The organism is Hymenobacter koreensis, from assembly GCF_039541855.1.
GTDB classification, from domain to species: domain Bacteria; phylum Bacteroidota; class Bacteroidia; order Cytophagales; family Hymenobacteraceae; genus Solirubrum; species Solirubrum koreensis.
Window position 1 is genome coordinate 560,095 of record NZ_BAABHA010000010.1, and the last position, 18,174, is coordinate 578,268.

General features: G+C 58.5%; 17 protein-coding genes. 8 read left to right on the forward strand and 9 right to left on the reverse strand.

Translation table 11 applies throughout. The features are described 5' to 3' along the window. Positions 1–105: 105 nt before the first annotated feature. On the reverse strand, positions 106–939 hold the full coding sequence (locus ABD903_RS16405) for a DUF4197 domain-containing protein (RefSeq protein ID WP_345226069.1): 834 nt from the start codon (positions 937–939) through the stop codon (positions 106–108). Positions 940–1,037: 98 nt separating this feature from the next. Between ABD903_RS16405 and ABD903_RS16410 the strand changes: the two genes are divergently transcribed. The 3 genes from ABD903_RS16410 (at position 1,038) to ABD903_RS16420 (ending at position 4,176) form a co-directional block, all read left to right on the forward strand. After that, positions 1,038–2,315 carry a competence/damage-inducible protein A gene (locus ABD903_RS16410; protein WP_345226071.1) on the forward strand — a complete coding sequence of 426 codons (1,278 nt, stop codon included), beginning with the start codon at positions 1,038–1,040 and terminating at the stop codon, positions 2,313–2,315. 203 nt (positions 2,316–2,518) lie between these two features. Beyond that, a complete protein-coding gene (locus ABD903_RS16415; RefSeq protein WP_345226073.1) occupies positions 2,519–3,895 on the forward strand; it encodes a dihydrolipoamide acetyltransferase family protein in 1,377 nt (458 codons plus the stop codon). Positions 3,896–3,963: 68 nt separating this feature from the next. After that, complete coding sequence (locus tag ABD903_RS16420; RefSeq protein WP_345226074.1) at positions 3,964–4,176, forward strand: hypothetical protein; 213 nt, start codon at positions 3,964–3,966, stop codon at positions 4,174–4,176. Between the two features lie 99 nt (positions 4,177–4,275). On the opposite strand, the gene ABD903_RS16425 is transcribed toward ABD903_RS16420, so the two are convergent. Beyond that, positions 4,276–6,909, reverse strand: coding sequence for a valine--tRNA ligase (locus ABD903_RS16425; protein WP_345226077.1), 2,634 nt, complete (start codon positions 6,907–6,909; stop codon positions 4,276–4,278). 239 nt (positions 6,910–7,148) lie between these two features. Between ABD903_RS16425 and ABD903_RS16430 the strand changes: the two genes are divergently transcribed. Both ABD903_RS16430 and ABD903_RS16435 read left to right on the forward strand, forming a co-directional pair. After that, on the forward strand, positions 7,149–8,078 hold the full coding sequence (locus ABD903_RS16430) for a carbon-nitrogen hydrolase family protein (protein WP_345226079.1): 930 nt from the start codon (positions 7,149–7,151) through the stop codon (positions 8,076–8,078). A gap of 28 nt (positions 8,079–8,106) precedes the next feature. After that, positions 8,107–9,330 (forward strand): N-acetyl sugar amidotransferase, encoded by a 1,224-nt coding sequence (locus ABD903_RS16435; RefSeq protein WP_345226080.1) that lies wholly within the window; start codon positions 8,107–8,109, stop codon positions 9,328–9,330. 188 nt (positions 9,331–9,518) lie between these two features. On the opposite strand, the gene ABD903_RS16440 is transcribed toward ABD903_RS16435, so the two are convergent. After that, positions 9,519–9,869: a 4Fe-4S dicluster domain-containing protein gene (locus tag ABD903_RS16440; RefSeq protein ID WP_345226082.1), complete on the reverse strand. Its 351-nt coding sequence runs from the start codon at positions 9,867–9,869 to the stop codon at positions 9,519–9,521. Between the two features lie 177 nt (positions 9,870–10,046). Here ABD903_RS16440 and ABD903_RS16445 point away from each other — a divergent pair, with 177 nt between their 5' ends. From ABD903_RS16445 to ABD903_RS16455, 3 genes are all read left to right on the forward strand, one after another. Further along, complete coding sequence (locus ABD903_RS16445; RefSeq protein WP_345226084.1) at positions 10,047–11,063, forward strand: aldehyde dehydrogenase family protein; 1,017 nt, start codon at positions 10,047–10,049, stop codon at positions 11,061–11,063. Positions 11,064–11,169: 106 nt separating this feature from the next. Then, positions 11,170–11,469 (forward strand): hypothetical protein, encoded by a 300-nt coding sequence (locus ABD903_RS16450; protein WP_345226086.1) that lies wholly within the window; start codon positions 11,170–11,172, stop codon positions 11,467–11,469. A 141-nt stretch (positions 11,470–11,610) separates the two neighbouring features. Beyond that, the gene (locus ABD903_RS16455; RefSeq protein WP_345226088.1) at positions 11,611–11,829 is read left to right on the forward strand and encodes a hypothetical protein; all 219 of its coding nucleotides are present in this window, start codon (positions 11,611–11,613) and stop codon (positions 11,827–11,829) included. 63 nt (positions 11,830–11,892) lie between these two features. Here the strand turns inward: ABD903_RS16455 and ABD903_RS16460 are convergent, their stop codons facing one another. The 6 genes from ABD903_RS16460 to lolA1 all read right to left on the reverse strand — a co-directional run bounded on the left by ABD903_RS16460 (position 11,893) and on the right by lolA1 (position 18,091). Then, a complete protein-coding gene (locus tag ABD903_RS16460; protein ID WP_345226089.1) occupies positions 11,893–12,765 on the reverse strand; it encodes a nucleoside phosphorylase in 873 nt (290 codons plus the stop codon). 160 nt (positions 12,766–12,925) lie between these two features. Next, positions 12,926–13,882 carry an oxygen-dependent tRNA uridine(34) hydroxylase TrhO gene (gene trhO, locus ABD903_RS16465; RefSeq protein ID WP_345226091.1) on the reverse strand — a complete coding sequence of 319 codons (957 nt, stop codon included), beginning with the start codon at positions 13,880–13,882 and terminating at the stop codon, positions 12,926–12,928. Between the two features lie 91 nt (positions 13,883–13,973). Further along, complete coding sequence (locus ABD903_RS16470) at positions 13,974–14,606, reverse strand: NeuD/PglB/VioB family sugar acetyltransferase (protein ID WP_345226093.1); 633 nt, start codon at positions 14,604–14,606, stop codon at positions 13,974–13,976. A gap of 85 nt (positions 14,607–14,691) precedes the next feature. Further along, the gene (locus ABD903_RS16475) at positions 14,692–15,969 is read right to left on the reverse strand and encodes a hypothetical protein (RefSeq protein WP_345226095.1); all 1,278 of its coding nucleotides are present in this window, start codon (positions 15,967–15,969) and stop codon (positions 14,692–14,694) included. Then, positions 15,966–17,279, reverse strand: a complete 1,314-nt coding sequence (locus ABD903_RS16480; protein ID WP_345226097.1) for a DUF2851 family protein — start codon at positions 17,277–17,279, stop codon at positions 15,966–15,968. Before ABD903_RS16480 ends, ABD903_RS16475 begins: the two co-directional genes overlap by 4 nt. Before the next feature lie 167 nt (positions 17,280–17,446). After that, complete coding sequence (gene lolA1 / locus ABD903_RS16485; RefSeq protein WP_345226099.1) at positions 17,447–18,091, reverse strand: outer membrane lipoprotein periplasmic chaperone LolA1; 645 nt, start codon at positions 18,089–18,091, stop codon at positions 17,447–17,449. Positions 18,092–18,174: the final 83 nt, after the last annotated feature.

Genomic DNA, 18,174 nt, shown 5'->3' on the forward strand with positions numbered 1-18,174 from the left:
TGAAGTGACTTTTGCAGAAACCGGACCAAATAACACCGCGTTCCGAAAACCCAGTGTTTGGGCTACCGAAACGCGGCGCTGTTCAGCCGAAAATTGACGAAGGTGCTATTTCGGACCGAACGCCTTCTTGAGAGTTGGAGTAGAACGAGCAGACGAATTCATTCGAATGCGGCTTTCTTCATCCGCAATAAGCGTGAAGATTCCCTCTGCCGTTTTCGGGGTGGCGTAATCGGTCAGGTTGGTGGTGATGGGCGTCATGAGCGGAATCTTTTTGTAGCGCAGCATCAACTCACCGAAGGCCTGTTTGGCGCCGGTTTGCTCGAGGGCGGCATCCATGAGCGGACGTAGTTCCTGTTGTACCTGCGCCATGGCCTGTTGCTTGAGCAGTTGTGCAGCCACGCGGCTTTCGCGCGTGTTCACCAAGGCCAGACCATCGGCAATGGCGAGGCGCTGTACGGCGGCGGTGTAAATGGCCGCCGCTTGGGGCGCCACGGCCTCGGCACTCCGGTTCAGTTGGACTTCAAACTTGTCGACCACAGCACCTAGCTTCAGTCCGCGCAGCGTGGTGGCTACCAGTTCTGCCTCGGGGGGGAATGACAGACGAATATCGGGGTTGGCGTTAAAGCCATCGGGTTGACCACCGGCTTCTACGGCCCGGGTTACGCTCAACGTTAGGGCTTCGCGCACGGCGGCGGTAGCTTCTTCGGCGGTAAGCGGCGGCGCGGCGGGTGTTGCAGGCACCACAGGAGCCGCGGGCTTGGCGGTGGCAGCAGGCTTGGGAGCCGGCTTTGCTGCCGGCTTGGCGGCAGGCTTTTTAGCCGTCGTGGTTTTCTTGGTAGTAGTGGTCTTTTTGGTGGTCGTTTTGGTTTGGCCCAACGACGAGGTAGCAGTAGCCAGAGCAAGTGCTACGATGAAAAACGATGCGCGAAATGCGGTCATAAAACAGAAAAAGAGAAAAACCAGGATGCGGCGGCGCTTGTCTTACCTTGCGCGGCTCCAAATTGCGCCGAATTCCTGCCTTTCCCAATTTCCTTGCCATGCTCCTCCCCCCCGACGTAGAAATCATGACTATCGGCGACGAACTGCTTTACGGACAGGTTGTCGACACCAACTCGGCCTGGATGGGCCAGGAACTGGGCCGCATTGGCCTGCGGGTGCGTCAGATTACCAGCGTCTCAGACCGGGCCGATGAAATTGTGACGGCTCTCGACCTGGCCCGCACCCGGGCGCGGGTGGTGCTCATTACCGGGGGCCTGGGCCCAACCAAGGACGACCTTACCAAGCACGTGTTGGCCCGGTACTTCCACACCGAGTTGGCGCTGCACGAGCCTTCTTTGCGCGACGTGGAGCAAATTTTTGCTCGCTTTAACCGGCCCATGCTGGAAGTAAACCGTCAGCAGGCTTTTCTGCCCAAATCCTGCACACCCTTGCGCAACCCCGTAGGCACCGCGCCCGGCATGTGGTTCGACGAAGGCGGCACCGTGTTCGTGTCCATGCCCGGTGTGCCTTTCGAAATGAAGCGCATCATGCAGGATTCGGTGCTGCCGCGTCTGCAAGAATATTTCCAGGTACCGCCCATCGAACATGCCGTGTTGCAGACGGTAGGTCAGGGCGAGTCGTTCCTAGCCGCACATATAGCCGAATGGGAAAACCAATTGCCTGCTAACATGAAGCTGGCCTACCTGCCCTACCTCGGCGGCGTGCGCTTGCGCCTCACCGCTTCCGACGACGGCCAGCCCGACCTGCGCCAGCGCCTGGAAGCCCAGCTACCGCCGCTGCGCGCTCTGCTCGGCCCGTACCTATACGCTGAAGGAGAAGTGTCCCTGGCGGCTGCCGTGGGCCGAATGCTGCAGGAGCGCGGCCTCACCATCGGCACGGCCGAAAGTTGTACCGGTGGCTACATAGCCCACAAGCTTACGAGCGAAGCCGGTAGCTCGGCGTATTTTCTGGGCAGTGTAATTGCTTACCACAACGATGTAAAGATGCGCCAACTCGGCGTTCAGGCCGAAACATTAGCGCAGTTCGGCACTGTAAGCGAAGAAACCGTTCGCCAGATGGCCGAAGGTGCCCGCCGACAGTTGGGAGTGGATGTAGCCGTAGCTACCAGCGGCATTGCCGGGCCGGGCGGTGGTTCAGAAGAGAAGCCCGTGGGCACCTTCTGGTTAGCGTATGCCGATGCCCACCAGACCGTTGCCCGCAAAATCAGCTTCGACCGCGGACGTCAGTTAAACATTGAATACGTAACTACGCAGGCCTTAAATCTGGTACGGCTGAGCCTACCGGTGGTACCCCAGTCGCAGCGCACCGAGGTGTGATTTTGCGCACTAAATCGTAGCGCCGACCCGAACGGCAACGGGCCAAACGCGTACATGCAGGGCCACTTACGACTCTACTTGCCTGCCACTACCGCCGCATAAGGCAAATCAGCTACCTTTGGCCCCGATTTCGGCCCCTGCCGCCGGGTAGTGGCCGCTCCGCACTCTACGTTTCCCCTTTCCCAATATCCAAGAAAACACGCATGGCACGAGTCGAAATGGTGATGCCCAAGATGGGCGAAAGTATCATGGAAGGCACCGTTCTGAAGTGGCTCAAGCAAGTGGGCGACTCCATTGACCAGGACGAATCGGTGCTGGAAGTGGCCACCGACAAAGTGGACACCGAGGTACCCGCCATTCACGCCGGTGTGCTGCAGCAAATTCTGGTGCAGGAAGGCCAGGTTGTGGCCGTGGGCGCCCCTATTGCCGTTATCGAAACCGATGCCGCCGCTGCCGCCTCAAACGGCCAGGGTTCGGCAACTGAAGCTGCCCAACCCGCCGCTGCTCCTGTTGCCGCGGAAGCCGCAACCGCTACCGCAGTACCTTTTGTGCCCGCCGCTTCGGGTGGCGCGCAATTGGGCGAGGCCCAGCCCGGCCGCTTCTACTCGCCGCTGGTGCTCAACATTGCCCGCGAAGAAGGCATTTCCATGTCGGACTTGGAGCGCTTGCCAGGTACCGGCCAGCAGGGCCGCGTAACCAAGAAGGACATTCTTGATTTCGTAGCGAATCGCGGCCAACAGGCGGCTCCGGCAGTAGCTTCTGCTCCTGCCGCTGCGCAGCAAGCAGCACCAGCCCCGCAAGCCGCACCGGCTCCACAGGCCGCCGCAAACAACCAGCCTGCTGCCAGCAAGCCGGCTCCGTCTGTTTCGGGCAACCAGGAGTTGATCGAAATGGACCGCATGCGCAAGATGATTGCCCAGCGCATGGTCGACTCGAAGCGCATTTCGCCGCACGTTACTTCCTTCGTGGAAGCCGACGTGACCGAAATCGTGAACTGGCGCAACAAGCACAAGGATGCTTACAAGAAGCGAGAAGGCGAGAACTTGACCTTCACGCCCATCTTTATCCAGGCCGTGGCCCGCGCCATTCAGGACTTCCCGATGATCAACGTTTCCATCGACGGTGACTATATCATCAAGAAGCGTGACATCAACATCGGTGTGGCCGTGGCCCTGCCCTCGGGTAACCTCATCGTGCCGGTGATTCACAATGCCGACCAGCTCAACCTAAACGGCCTGAGCAAGCGCGTGAATGACCTCGCCACCCGCGCCCGCGCTAACAAGCTGAAGCCGGAAGACCTCGAAGGCGGCACCTACACGCTGAGCAACGTAGGCTCGTTCGGCAACGTGATGGGCACCCCCATCATCATGCAGCCGCAGGTAGCTATTATGGCTGTGGGCGCCATCAAGAAGAAGCCGGCCGTGATTGAAACGCCGCAGGGTGATTTGATCGGCATCCGCCACTTCATGTTCCTTTCGCACAGCTACGACCACCGCGTGGTAGATGGCTCGCTGGGCGGCATGTTCGTGCGCAAAGTGGCCGACTACCTAGAGCAGTTCGACCCGAACACGGCCATCTAGTACCGCTTTATCTTACTTGAACAAGCCCGTCACATCGGCGGGCTTTTCTTTTTGACCTTCTTCACTTTATGAAAAACGTTGCAACCCTGATAGCACTGGTTTTGGCCCTCGGTCTGATCATCTACTTGTATCTGCAACTGTCAACTGCCAACCAGCAATTGGAACGGGCTGAACGCCGCTACAAGGACTGCGAACAGGTAACCTTTCAGCTTCAGAACCAGCTCACAGCACAAACCCGTGAGAATGCAGCCAAGGCCCGGCAATCGGGTCGAAAGCCTTAACATTTGCCCCACTTCTGATATCATCAGATCCTAAAGCAAAACGGCTGCTTCCAATCAAGGAAGCAGCCGTTTTGCTTTTTCAACCTTATGGACACTGACTTACAGGGCAGCGAGGCTTTGCTCTAACGCAGTAATCTTGGCTTCGGCGTCGGCTAGCTTCTGCCGCTCGCGCTCTACCAGATCGGGCTTGGCATTCTGCACAAACTTCTCATTAGCCAATTTCTGCAATACTGAATTGCGGAAGCCCTGAGTATACTCCAGCTCTTTGCTAAGCCGTTCCTTTTCGGCCCCCAAATCAATCTGACCTTCCAGCGGCACGAAGAACTCCACCCCACCCGATACAAAGCCGACAGCGGCTGCGGGAGCGGCCCCTACGGCATTTATTTCCGTGAGGGCGGAGAGCTTGCGGATAATGGCGTCGTATTCCCTCAGCAACGAAGTATCGTCGGTCTTGGCAGCTAGGGTCAGTGGTTTGTTGGGACCCAGGCCCTTCTGGTTGCGAATGTTGCGCACGCCGGCCACAACGTCCAGGGCCTTGTCCATGTTCGCCAGGATTTCGGCGCTGCCAGTTACCGGCTGCTGCTTGGGCCAGGGCGCTACGCAAACGTAGTCCTTGGGGCCGCGCTCGGCCAACAGGTGCCAGATTTCTTCGGTGATGAAGGGCATGAACGGGTGCAGCAGCTTCAGCAGTTGCTCGAAGAAGCCGGTAGTGCGCCGCAGCGTCTCGGCATCAACGGGTTGCTGGTAGGCGGGCTTCACCATTTCCAGATACACCGAGCAGAAGTCGTCCCACACCAGCTTGTAGACCGTCATTAGGGCATCCGACATGCGGAACTTGTCGAAGTGGTCTTCCAGCTGCGTCAGCGCGTCCTGCAGGCGGGCCTGGAACCACTCGGTGGCCTTTTCGTTCGGGAAGGGCAACACGGCGTTTACCTCCCAGCCCTGGGTGAGGCGGAAGGCGTTCCAGATCTTGTTAGTGAAATTGCGGCCCTGCTCCACCAGCTTAATGTCGAACAATAGGTCGTTGCCGGCCGGTGAGGAGAACAGCATACCGGTACGCACCCCGTCGGCGCCGTACTGGGCAATGAGGTCGAGCGGGTCGGGCGAGTTGCCCAACTGCTTGCTCATCTTGCGGCCCTGGTCGTCGCGCACGATGCCGGTGAGGTACACGTTGCGGAAGGGCACCTCGTGGCGGTATTCCAGACCGGCCATGATCATGCGCGCCACCCAGAAAAACAGGATTTCGGGGGCGGTTACCAGGTCGTCGGTTGGGTAGTAATAGTTGACGTCGGGGTTGTCGGGGTCTTTGAAGCCGTCGAATACCGAGATGGGCCACAGCCACGACGAGAACCAGGTATCGAGTACGTCCTCGTCCTGTCGCAAGTCGCTAATCTGCAGCGCGCTGTTACCGGTCTTCTCACGCGCTTCTTGAAGGGCTTCTTCGGCCGTGAGGGCTACCATAAAGGAGCCGTCGGGTAGGTAGAACGCGGGAATGCGCTGGCCCCACCAGAGTTGCCGCGAGATGCACCAGTCGCGGATGTTTTCCATCCACGAGCGGTACATGTTCTTGAACTTGGGCGGGTGCAGCTTCACGCGGTCATCTTCCACCACGGCCAGGGCCGGACCGGCCATTTCCGACATCTTCAGGAACCACTGCATGCTCAGGCGCGGCTCGATAACAGCCCCGGTGCGCTCGGAAGTCTGCAGGATGCTCTGGTAGTCGTCGACCTTCTGGAGCAGGCCAGCGGCGTCAAGGTCCTTGCTGATTTGCTTGCGCGCGGCAAAGCGGTCCTGCCCCACGTACAGCACCGCCTTCTCGTTGAGCGTACCGTTGTCGTTCAGGATATCGATGACGGGCAGATTGTGCTTCTGCCCCAGCTCGTAGTCGTTAAGGTCGTGCGCGGGCGTCACCTTCAGCGCGCCCGTGCCGAAATCCATCGTCACATACTCGTCGAGGATAACCGGGATTTCGCGGCCGAGCAGCGGAATCTGCACCTGCTTGCCGTGCAGGTGTCGGTACCGCTCATCATTGGGGTTTACGCACACAGCCACATCGGCCATAATGGTTTCGGGGCGCGAGGTAGCCACGGTAAGGAATTCTCCCTCGCTGCCCACCACGGGGTAGCGCAGGTAGAACATCTTCAGTTGGCTTTCCTTGGGCACTACCTCTTCGTCGCTGATGGCGGTGAGGCCCTGTGGGTCCCAGTTCACCATGCGCACGCCGCGGTAAATCAGGCCTTTCTTATAAAGGTCCACGAACACGCGTAACACGGCCTCGGTGAGGTCGGGCTCCATGGTGAAGCGCGTGCGCGACCAATCACACGAGGCGCCCAGCTTCTTGAGCTGCTCGAGGATGATGCCGCCGTACTTCTCTTTCCACTCCCAGGCGTACTTGAGGAATTCCTCGCGGGTGAGGTCGGTCTTGGCAATGCCGCGCTCCTTGAGCATCTGCACCACCTTGGCCTCGGTGGCAATGGAGGCGTGGTCGGTGCCGGGCACCCAGCAGGCTTCCTTGCCCAGCATGCGGGCGCGGCGCACCAGCACGTCCTGAATGGTGTTGTTGAGCATGTGGCCCATGTGCAGCACGCCCGTTACGTTGGGCGGCGGAATTACCACCGAGTACGCGGGCTTGCGCGGGTTGGGCTTCGACTGGAAAAAGCCTTGCTCCTGCCAGCGTTGGTACCACTTATCTTCGACCTCGGCGGGCTGGTAGGTTTTGGCAATAGGCTCCATAGGGCGGCGCTAATCTGAATTGGGAAGCCGCAAAAGTAGGCATTTAAGGTCGGCAGCGGAAGCCCATCCGTCTATTGTGGAGCTTAGCCGCTTTTACATAAAAAATGGGCGTGTTGGCATTAATAACGCTAAATTTAGGCCCGACAGTAAAGTGACTTTTGGGTTTAATCCTGAACTCCGGTAATTTCAAAGATTAGGATTGGTTCGGGCACCCTCCCGGCTGATGCCCTTGTTTTCACATGAAGTTTTTCACCCGCAAGCCTAAATCCGAGCAACCCCAGCCCTCCATCGCGCCCGTAAAGTCCACTGCATCGTTCAGCGAAGGCACCGTGCGCGTGGGCATGGGGCAATTACTGGTGGAAGGTGGCGAACCACAGCGCAACCTCGACCGCGCGGCCCGCATGATTGCCGAGGCCGCCGAACGCCAATGCGACCTGGTGCTGCTTCCGGAAACCCTTGATTTTGCCTGGACGCACCCCAGCGCCCTTACCGAAGCCCAGCCTATTCCCGGCATTTACTCCGAACGTCTGTGCCAGGAAGCAAAGCGCCACAACATTTACGTGTGCGCCGGCCTGACCGAACGCGCCACCGATGGCCGCATTTACAACGCGGCCCTGCTTATCAGTCCACAAGGCGAAATACTAGTCAAGTACCATAAAATCAACCTACTGACTGTAGAGCAGCCATTTTACAGCGTAGGCCAAACCCTGAACGTGGTAGATACACCGCTGGGAAAAATCGGGGTAAACGTGTGCGCCGATAACTACATCGACGGCCTCAGTATTGGGCACACTCTGGCCCGCATGGGCGCCGAGTTCATTCTGGCCCCGGCATCTTGGACAGTAGATTACTCGCTGACCGAAGAAGACGACCCTTACCGCGAAAAATGGGTGAAACCATTCAGCATTCTGGCTTCCCTCTACAACGTGGTGGTAGTAAGCACCACGTCGGTGGGTTATATAGTTGGAGGCCCTTACGAAGGCAAGAAAAGCGTGGGCTGCTCTTTAGCAGTAGCTGCCGACGGCATTCGGGCCCAGGGAACCTTCAATGAATTTGCCGGCGAACTGATTGTCGCCGATTTGCCTCGCCCGCAGCGCCCCGAGCAGGGAACCCAAATCGGGGAAATGCTCTTGCGCAAAGGCTACCGTTTCGATAACCCGCTCTCTTAACTGCCCACACCTTAGCTACCCACCCCCCATGCCCCAAACCTTACTCCACGAAGCCGAGCCGGCAACGGGTCCCACCATCCGCACCGCGGCCCCGTCCAGTGGCCAGAAATGCACGCGGTGCATTATGGATACCACCGTGCCCGGCATCAAATTCGATGCCCACGGCGAGTGTAATTTCTGCGCCCTGCACGACAAACTCGACCGCGACAACCCGCTGGGCGCAGCTGGCGAGCAGTACGTGCAGCGCATGGTGGCCGACATCAAGCGTGCCGGGGAAGGAAAAAAATACAACTGCGTGCTGGGCGTAAGCGGCGGCCGCGACAGTAGCTACACGCTGTGGTACTGCGTGGTGAAACTAGGGCTGAAGCCGCTGGCCGTCCATTTCAACGACGGTTTTGGTAACCCCGTGGCCGGCGAAAACATGGTAAAGGCCTGCCGAAAGCTGGGCGTGGAAATGCGCACCATCACCTCCGACTGGCGCGAATCGAAAGACCTGAAAATTGCGTTCCTCAAGGCCTCAACTCCCGACATTGAGGAAGGTACCGACGTGGGCATTGCCACCGCGCTTTACGGCGTAGCCGCAAAGGAAGGCATCAAACGCATCATCATCGGGCAGTCGTTCCGTACTGAGGGCATCGCCCCGCTTTCCTGGAATTTCCTCGATGGCAAGTACTTGAAGGCTGTACACCGGCAATTTGGAACGGTGCCGCTGCGCAAATGGAGCCCCACCGACCCCGGCTTCCACCTCGACTTGAGGGAAATGTTTTACTACACCGTATTGCGGGGTATTAAAACCGTTACGCTGCTTTACCACGTGCCCTACGTGCGTACTACCGTAGATGAATTACTGGAGCGCGAGCTGGACTGGGTAAACCCAGGCTCCCACTACTTCGACGACCTCTACCAGAGCGTTATCTATTACCTGAACCGTACCAAATTCAACATCGACCGTCGCTTGTTCAACTACTCGGCCTTGGTGCGCTCGGGGCAGATGACGCGGGACGAAGCCCTGGAAAAGTGCCGCTACGTAAACGCCATCGAAGACGAGAAGGTCATCAACCTGTGCATCAAACGACTCGGACTAACGCGTGAAGAGTTCGAGCAGATCGTAGCCGCGCCGGTGAAAACGTTCCGCGACTACCCCAACAACTACACGCTAATCCGCTTGCTGCGCTGGCCCATTAAAATAGCTAGCAAGATGCGCCTGCTGCCCGAATCTGCTTACGATAAGTACTTTAACTGCGGCACCTGATTTCGGCTTGCGGCTGAACCGGCAGGCTTTATGACCGCCCAAACGCAGCGAAGCCCGGCCAGATGGCCGGGCTTCGCTGCGTTTGGGCGCGTATGATCTGATACGCCAGGGATGCAAATCCGGCTGCACCATACAAAAGGCGCAAGTCTAGGATGACTCAGACCTTCTAGGATCGGAGAAACCCGTTGTTAGGCGATGTGCAGCCAGTCCTTTTTCTGAAGCAGGCGCTCCTGGGTTTCGCGGTAATCGGGGTCGTCTACGCAGCAGTCGACGGGGCAAACGGCAGCGCACTGGGGTTCTTCGTGGAAACCCACGCACTCGGTGCATTTGTCCGATACGATGTAATAATACTCGTCGGAAACGGGTGTTTGGGGGCTGGTAGCATCCACTTGCTTGCCGCCGTCCACATCAATAGTGCCTTTCAAGGTGGTACCGTCGGCCCAGCGCCAGTTTGCACCGCCTTCGTAAATGGCGTTGTTTGGGCATTCCGGTTCGCAGGCACCACAGTTGATGCACTCGTCGGTTATCATGATGGCCATAGCCGTGGGGTATCGTTAGGATGAGGAAGGATTGCTGACTGATACGCAGCCTGGCACATGCAGGATTTACACAGGCAACAAGCGAGCGGGCCTATGAGTTGGCGCGCAAGCGGGCAAAAGTAGCACTACCCGCGGTTTCTTGCGAACTTTCGGCCCGGTTTACCCCTTATTTCCCGCATGACCCATTCCGAACGCCTCGCTGCCTTCGTGCGCCTTGGCCACCGCCTGCTTGCTTTATCCGACGACGAACTGCTGAACCTAGTAGCCCGCGCCCGCAACCACAACCCGTGGTTTGATGAGCGCAATGTACGAGCCGGCGTGGCCGGCGTAGCCCATTTGCTCGACGAAAATGCCCTTACCGGCTGGGCCGGCCGCTACCCGCTGGAGCCGGCCGTGGCCCCGCGCAACGTGGGCGTGGTAATGGCCGGTAACATACCCATGGTGGGCTTTCACGATTTGCTGTGCGTGCTGCTAAGCGGCCACACGCTGCTGGCCAAGCTCTCGGCCGATGACAACATTCTCCTGCGCTGGGTGGCCAACGAGCTGGTGAGCATCGAGCCGCGCTTTCAGGAGCGCCTGCAATTTGTGGAGCTGCTGCGCAATGCCGATGCCTACATTGCTACCGGCTCCGATAATACGGCCCGATACTTCGAATACTACTTCAGCAAAAAACCGCACCTGATCCGGCGCAACCGCTCCAGCCTGGGCGTGCTGGCCGGGCTGGAACCCCGCGAAGAACTGGCCGCTTTTGGGGCCGACATCTTTCAGTATTACGGTTTGGGCTGCCGCAACGTGTCCAAGCTGCTGGTGCCGGCTGGCTACGACTTCACGCCCTTGCTCGACTCGTTGCAGCCCTGGGAATTCGTGCTAGACCACCACCGCTACAACAACAACTACGACTACCAAAAGAGCCTGCTGCTGGTAAACCGCGTGCCCCACCTCGACACGGGTTTCCTGCTCCTGACCGAAAGCATGCAACTCGTTTCCCCCATTTCGGTGCTGCACTACAGCCAGTATGCCGATAACGACGACTTGCAGCAACAGCTAGCCGAAATAGCTCCGCAAACGCAGTGCGTGGTGTCGGTGGGCGGCTGGTACGCGGGCAGCGTGCCGGCCGGCCGCGCCCAGCAGCCGGGCGTGCACGAATACGCCGATGGCGTGGATACCATGGCTTTTTTGACGGCATTAGCTTAACTTAGGAATACTGCGCCCAAGGCTTCGTCCGGGCTTTTGCTGGAATGCGAAGACCTTGTGGCCCGGTTGTTTGTTCTACCGCAGGAACACCCTGACCTCCACACCTATGTTAGTTGTCAACGACCCCGCCGAAACCATCGACAAAGAGTCGATTCCGAGCCTCCGTTTCTCAGCCAATGACGTGCTGCCTACCGCAGCCGAACAGAAGATCCGACGCTTTGATGCCGAACGGGCCTGTGCCCTCGGCAACAACTACCACGGCAAACTCGACATATACCTGCGCACCGCCGACGGCCTCACCAAACGTGTGCAAACCACGGTGTGGGCCGTACACGAAGAGTACCTCACACTGAAAGCCGGGGTTAGCGTTCCGCTCCGGGCTGTACTCGGCTTCGATTTCTATTAATCCTTTGGCAGTTCCCCAACTGTCTTGTGGAACTGCCAAAGGATTATCACTTATGGCCCACTTGCCAACGTTTTCAGTACCTTTTCGGCGGTTTGGTGCCTTTCACCGACCCACTGCAAAATCACTCTGAACCGTTAACCAATGAACGTTATTTCTACCATCTGGGGCGTTGTCGTGCTGTTGCTGACCATTCTGGCCCTCTTCCCTTTTTTGGGCTGGGCTAACTGGTTTATCCTGGTTCTGGCCGTTATCGGAGTTATCATTGGTGCATTTGGCAAGCAAAAAACCGGGCTTATCCTGAACGGAATAGCCATTGTTATTGCCAGCATCCGCCTGATTATTGGCGGCGGCATTATTTAACAATACACCAACAAAAAGCCCGCCGCACAGATGCGCGGCGGGCTTTTTGTTGGTTCTCGGTTTCTATAAACGGTCCAGCGTGGTAGCAATTAGGTCGTTTACTACCTGGTCTGGGCGCTCGGCAAACTCGCCGGTGGCGCGGTTGGCCACAATGGCATTTAACGACACCACATCGTGGCCCAGCATGCGGCCCAGGGCGTAATAGCCGGCAGTTTCCATCTCAAAGTTGGTGAGCCGGAAAGTACCCTCTGCGTTCGAATAGCTGACGCTGCGCAGGCGCTCCAGCAAATCGGGGTAGCGCAGGGCCAGGCGCAGCGAGCGGCCCTGGGGGCCGTAAAAACCGGGGCAGGTAACGGTGTTGCCGGTAATCATGCCCGCGCCCAATTGTTCGCGCAGCAAGTCGGAGCCCAGCACGCAGTACGGACGGTAATCGAGGCCCACGACCTGCTGTACGGCGGTGGCAAACTCCACTTCGGCGCCGGTTTCCACCAGCGGGTAAAACTGCATCAGCGACTCCAGCCCAATGGCGTGCTCCGACACCAAGTGCGAGCCTACGGGAATATCGGGCTGCATGGTGCCGCTGGTCCCGATGCGGATAATGCGCAGCTTAATGTGTTCTTCCACGGGCATAGGTTGGCGCGTCACGAAATCAATGTTGACCAACGCATCCAGCTCATTGAGCACGATATCGAGGTTATCGGTACCGATGCCGGTAGACAACACGGTGAGGCGCTTGCCGCGGTAATACCCAACGTGCGTTACGAACTCGCGCTTGCTGACCTCGGTCTCGATGGAATCGAAATGCCGGCTGACCTGCGCCACGCGGTCAGGGTCGCCGACGGTAATGATGGTATCGGAAATGTGGTCGGGTAGCAGGTTCAGGTGGTAGATGCTACCATCCGGATTCAAGATCAGCTCGGATTCGGCAATGGCCATGGGGAAGGACGTTTGAAGTGACGCGTTATGCAGTACGAAATACGCGTTCTGCGGTTAATTGTGCGACTGAAGCCCAGCCGCACCTGAACAAGAAGCGAAAAAGCCAAGCGCCGCCGGGTGAGCCCCGACGGCGCCTGCGTTAGCTACTGTGCAAAAAGAGCTATCGGTTTACCGAGGCGCGGTACGAGGCCAAGCCCTGTTCGGGGTTGTAGTGGTTGCTTTGCTTGGGGTAGGTACCGGTGCCATCATAGGGGCGCTTGTCGGGGTGTTGCTGACAGGCATCGGAGCAGGCACCTTCGCGCTGCTCGGCGCAAGATTCGCACATCACCACGTGAGCGTTACAGTGTGGATTAGCGCAGTTTACCATGCGCTCATCGGGGCGGCCACAGCTCACGCACTGGGCAATTACGGTGGGGTTTACGGTGTTAACGTCTACTGCCACCCGGCCGTCGAACACGTAGCATTTGCCCTCGAAATCTTCGCCCCCGGCCTCTATGCCGTATTTGATAATGCCGCCGTGCAGCTGGTATACGTTTTCAAAGCCCTGTTCCAGCAAAAAGGCACTGGCTTTTTCGCACTTGATGCCACCGGTGCAGTAGGTCAGTATTTTCTTGTCCTGGAAAGGGCGTAAGCGCTCCACGCGGTCGGGAAACTCGCGGAAGTTTTCGATGTCCAGCGTAACGGCATTTTTGAAGCGGCCCAAATTGTACTCGTAATCCGAGCGCACGTCCACGATTACCACGTCGTCGCGGTCTTTAAGAGCGCGAAATTCTTCCGGCGACAAATGCGTGCCGGTACGCTCGTAAGGCTTGATGTGGGGCAAATCGGCGTGTACGATTTCGGGCTTCACGCGCACGTGCAGCTTCTGGAACGTGTGCGCCGGGGCTTGCTCCACCTTGAATTCCAGCGCCGCGAAGCGCGGATCGGCTTTCACCGTTTGCATGTAGGTTTCGCAGTTCGCCACCGTGCCCGATACCGTTCCGTTTAGCCCCTCGCCAGCCACAATAATGCGGCCGCGCAAGTCAAGCTGCAGGCACAGGCGGTGGTGCTCCTCCCGAAACGCCTCAACATCGGCAATTGGCGTGAAGCAGTAATACAGCAGAACGCGGTAATCCATTTCTTGACAAGTATGAACCGTGATTGACAAATAATGCATTGGCTACCGGGACCGTTCACATTATTTAACATTCATGGTTCTCCGTTCATAATTAAACCTTCGTGGCCGGGTTGCCGAACACGGTTTGGCCCGCCGGCACATCGGCCACTACCACCGAACCGGCCCCGATACGGGCCTTGGCACCAATTTTAACGCCGGCCACCACCACCGCGCCCGATCCGATAAAGGCCAGCTCACCCACCGTTACGTCGCTGTTTACCACGGCGCCGGCGCCCACATTTACGAAGTCCGCTAGTTCGGCCTTGCTGTCGATAACCGCGCGGGCTCCCAGAATGCAGCCGTCGCCGAGCTTAGCTCCTGCAGCCACCACAGCACCCGCTGCTACCAAGTTGCCGTGGCCCAGCCACGCGTGCGGCGATACGCTGGCGGCTTTGTGAATGGCATTAACGGGCACCTGCTGGTACTGCTCGCGCAGCATGTTGGTGAGCGAGCGGCGGCTGGCGGTGTCATCGGCCGCCACGAATACTTCGCACTTTTTGCCCAGTAAGTTCAGGTACTGCTCGTCGTCGGTAGCACCCATTACGGGCACGTCGTATAGCTCAGTGTCCTTAAGTTTGGCGTCGTCGTCGAGCAGGCAGTATACCACCACCTCGTTGCTGGTGAAAGCGTCGAGGGCCGTGGAGCCGAGGGCTTTAGCCCCGAGAATAATAACCGGATTTTCCATGCAGGTAGCAAAGCAATTGCGTGCGGGTTAGCCCGCAGCAAGCCGCAAAGATACGCGGCTCGGCAGCGCCTGCCAACCGCCCGGTTTACTCAATCCCAAACAGGCGAAAGCGCCGGGCCCAGCTGGAAGCAGTGTGCTGGCTGAGTAGCACGTACACGTACAAAGCCAGCCAAGGCGCCCGATACCGGCTTAACGTACCCAGGTTGGGCGTGCTTAGCCCCAGCAAAGTGGCCAGAAGAAAACAGTAGATCAGCAACGAAAGCACCACAGCAAAGGGTAAAGGAGCCGCCCTGCCACGTAGCACATCCCAAACGGCCAGCCCCGTGAGCAGAAGCAGCAACAGGTTTTCCAACGCTGCAATGCCGTAAAACACCGAGTCACCTTCCCAGATAAAAGGGCGAAACAAGGCGCTTGCCACGGCTTTTGGCGTGTAAAGCGCAATGCTGCCGGCGGTGGGCGCCAAATGCGGCAATGCAATGTGCGGCCGGCCCAGCGACTTTTCCTGCAAGGAGGAATAGGTGCGCGTGAGTTGGCTGGCAAACTTGTTGAACCGAAACACCGGCGTTATTTCACTGGCCAGCCAGGCCCCCGACAGCAGAACGGCCGCGAATACCGCGGCCTGTACCCACCGCCTGCGGGCAAGGCCAAGCTGCTGCGCAAAGCGCACGACGGCAAGTCCGGCCAAGGCAGCAAATAGGGCGCCACCGAAGAAAAACCGCATTTTAAACTGCACCACCGCCAGCACCATTGCAGCCAGCACCAGCCGCCACCGCCCCGGCTGCGGCGGGCCATACAGCAACCAGAGCGTTACCGCCAGCAGTCCGGTGCCGCTGGCCAGCAGCAGGCTTTCCTTGGTTATTCCCGTTGACCAATACAGGGCCGAAGGCCATAACAGCAAAGCCCCAATGCCAGCCCCACGCGTACCGGGAAACAACTGGCTCAACACCCGAACCAAATACCAACAACCGACGAAGCTTGCTAACGACAAATACAGCGCGTTCAGCAAAGCTGAGCCGCCCGAGAACAGGTTCAATGCCGACAGAACTTTGATTAAGAACAGCGTATTCGAGTACCCGTGGAAGACGAGGTGGTTGCCCGCAAAATGAAACTCGTCGCTGATCAGGGTTTGCAGCCACTGACCTGGCTCCTCCCACAGCTGCCGGGTAAACCGACGCGCCCACAACTGAAAGTACACCGCATCGGCGCTGGGCGAAGCGGCCGACAGCGCACCGGAAATCAAGCGTACGGCCAGCGTGGGCAGCACAAAGTGGCCCAACTTGGGTACACGGCGCTGGCTTTGCAGCCAACGCCACAGCGCCAGCAGCACCAGTGCATTTCCACCTAATATCAGCAGCAGTTTCAACGGGTGGAGTTTGCGGGTAAGTTGCGCTGCAAAATACGACTCCCGATGGCACAGTGCAGGCAGCGGCGCGGCTGGCAATACCCGCGGTGCAGCGCCAACAAGCCCTGCGAATCGGCGGCGGTGCGGTGCCGGAACTGCAGGGCTTCGTAGGGAGCCAACACCCTGTTCTGCTCGCGCGGCAGTTGGTTGAGCAGCTCCACCGCGGCTTCTACCCCAGCCGGGTTATCAATAGACTTGGCATGGGCGACCCGCAGCGGCATTACTACGTTAACAATGAGCAGTTGCGCGCTGCTACGCCCTAACCCGGCCACTTTAGCGGCGGCCGGTACACCCGGGCGGTAATGGGTTTGCCAGTAGGTGCTCAGCGGCAGCAGCAAGAGCTTTTCCAGGGCGGCCACATCGGGGGCGTCGTGCAGGGGCTGAAACAAGCGCGGTTGGGCGTGCAGTAAGGCCGCGAGTTGGGCCAGGCGCACCGTGGGAAAGTTAGCGGGCCGCAAACGCAAAAAATTCCAGGCGTGCGCCGGTAAGGCCTGTCCAACAAGGCTGTATTTATGAGCCAGGAAATCGTACTCGCGGCGCAAATCCCGGCAGTAATCATCGGGGCTTTCGGACGCTACGGGCAGCAAGCCTGCCTGGCCGAACAACAGCGCCTCGGTTTGCCGCAAGTCGTGGCGGTGACGACGTAACACGGGCAATGGCAGGGCTTGGGCCAGTTGGGTTAACGCGTCGGTGTTTTTCTTGAACCCGAAGCCGGCTGCCAATGCCAGCCACGCGGTGGACTCCCAATCGTGGCCGGCCTGCTCGTGCAGCTCCAAAATAGCATCGGCCTTTTCGGCCACACGTTCCATCAGCACCCGCTCCACCATCATGAGGCGGGTAAGCTCGGGCACGGCAGGCAAAGCGCCGGCGCAAGGCAGCACTTCTGGTGCAGGGCCGCTCATTAGGGCCTCGTATGCCGCCAGCAGCGAGGGCGCTATACGCGGCGCCAGCGCCAGCACGGGCACGATGGTGCCATCGGTGCGGCGCACGGGCTGGTCGGCAGTGAATACCACGTGCAGCACTACCTGGTCGTACTTGCGGTCGGTTTGGTGCTGGTGCCGGTGCCAGTCGGAAGCGCGCAGGTGAATTTCCACGGCGCCGTTCCATTCCACGTCGCCCAGCATCAGGCGGGCGTTCAAAAAATCGGGCCCGGCGTCGGAATTTCGGTAGCCGGGACGCAACACCACCACTTCGTCGCCTTGCTCCGTGCAAAGGGCGGCTTTGTCGAAATACTGATGTTGCCAGACGTAGTGAAGGAAATCTTCTTGCATAACAGGATAAAGCACCGGGTTCAATTCGTGCAAAATAGTCCCGCCACGCATTCTTTCTATTACCCTCCCTCATTGAGCGGTTTGCCAAGCCCGCCATATGGTTAAAAACACGGCGGCCCGCTCCCAGAAAAGAGGAGCGGGCCGCCGGTATATGTGCGAACTACAAGTTAGCGCAGGTCGATAACCTTCACGCCTTTGTACTTCGCCTTATCGAAGTTGAAAGTCGTGGCATCGGTGGGCACGTTCGGCTCGAACTTCTTGATGGCGAAGGTGTAGCGGTTGCCGTTCTTCTTGAACATCTTCCAGCTCTTCACCGACTTGTCCGTTTTGCTCACGTTCAACCGGACTTTGTAAATCTGGTTGTTGTGGTCTTCCGGCGACAATTCAATCACGTCGCAGGGCACGCCGCCTTCCTTGGTTTCGCCGGCGTACGCATATTTGTAGCCCTTCTTGTAGAGGGTATAAATCTGCGAGGGCGAAATTTCCTGATCATCGGGGTCGTAATCCGAGATGTTCACCTCGTTTTCCGACTTCATGTAAGTCCACATCGTCTGGCCGTTGTTAATGACCTCCTGGCCGTTGAGCTTCAACCGAAACTTCGGGCCGCTCACGATGATGTCGCCGCTGATGTTTTCTTTAACCTTGGCCGTTTGGTTTTCCAGGGTTTGTGTGAACGAAGCTTTAAAGGCTTTCATGCCTTGGTACTTCGCACTCATTTGATCAAGGATTTTAGTAGCCTTGGGGTCCTGCTGCGCCGGCGCGGTGTGCACGATGGTGGCGGTGAGGGCAAGCAGGGCGAGTAATTTTTTCATGGAGAAAAGAGAGAAGACGGAAGCTGGAGCGCGGTATGGATGGTTGAAAACCCGACGGGTTTAATTTCCCGAAATGCTCCCAG

Excerpts from the sequence above, each read along its gene's own strand:
- ABD903_RS16405 (WP_345226069.1), bottom strand. The coding sequence starts at position 939 with ATGACCGCATTTCGCGCATCGTTTTTCATCGTAGCACTTGCTCTGGCT.
- ABD903_RS16410 (WP_345226071.1), top strand. The coding sequence starts at position 1,038 with ATGCTCCTCCCCCCCGACGTAGAAATCATGACTATCGGCGACGAACTG.
- ABD903_RS16415 (WP_345226073.1), top strand. The coding sequence starts at position 2,519 with ATGGCACGAGTCGAAATGGTGATGCCCAAGATGGGCGAAAGTATCATG.
- ABD903_RS16420 (WP_345226074.1), top strand. The coding sequence starts at position 3,964 with ATGAAAAACGTTGCAACCCTGATAGCACTGGTTTTGGCCCTCGGTCTG.
- ABD903_RS16425 (WP_345226077.1), bottom strand. The coding sequence starts at position 6,909 with ATGGAGCCTATTGCCAAAACCTACCAGCCCGCCGAGGTCGAAGATAAG.
- ABD903_RS16430 (WP_345226079.1), top strand. The coding sequence starts at position 7,149 with ATGAAGTTTTTCACCCGCAAGCCTAAATCCGAGCAACCCCAGCCCTCC.
- ABD903_RS16435 (WP_345226080.1), top strand. The coding sequence starts at position 8,107 with ATGCCCCAAACCTTACTCCACGAAGCCGAGCCGGCAACGGGTCCCACC.
- ABD903_RS16440 (WP_345226082.1), bottom strand. The coding sequence starts at position 9,869 with ATGGCCATCATGATAACCGACGAGTGCATCAACTGTGGTGCCTGCGAA.
- ABD903_RS16445 (WP_345226084.1), top strand. The coding sequence starts at position 10,047 with ATGACCCATTCCGAACGCCTCGCTGCCTTCGTGCGCCTTGGCCACCGC.
- ABD903_RS16450 (WP_345226086.1), top strand. The coding sequence starts at position 11,170 with ATGTTAGTTGTCAACGACCCCGCCGAAACCATCGACAAAGAGTCGATT.
- ABD903_RS16455 (WP_345226088.1), top strand. The coding sequence starts at position 11,611 with ATGAACGTTATTTCTACCATCTGGGGCGTTGTCGTGCTGTTGCTGACC.
- ABD903_RS16460 (WP_345226089.1), bottom strand. The coding sequence starts at position 12,765 with ATGGCCATTGCCGAATCCGAGCTGATCTTGAATCCGGATGGTAGCATC.
- trhO (WP_345226091.1), bottom strand. The coding sequence starts at position 13,882 with ATGGATTACCGCGTTCTGCTGTATTACTGCTTCACGCCAATTGCCGAT.
- ABD903_RS16470 (WP_345226093.1), bottom strand. The coding sequence starts at position 14,606 with ATGGAAAATCCGGTTATTATTCTCGGGGCTAAAGCCCTCGGCTCCACG.
- ABD903_RS16480 (WP_345226097.1), bottom strand. The coding sequence starts at position 17,279 with ATGCAAGAAGATTTCCTTCACTACGTCTGGCAACATCAGTATTTCGAC.
- lolA1 (WP_345226099.1), bottom strand. The coding sequence starts at position 18,091 with ATGAAAAAATTACTCGCCCTGCTTGCCCTCACCGCCACCATCGTGCAC.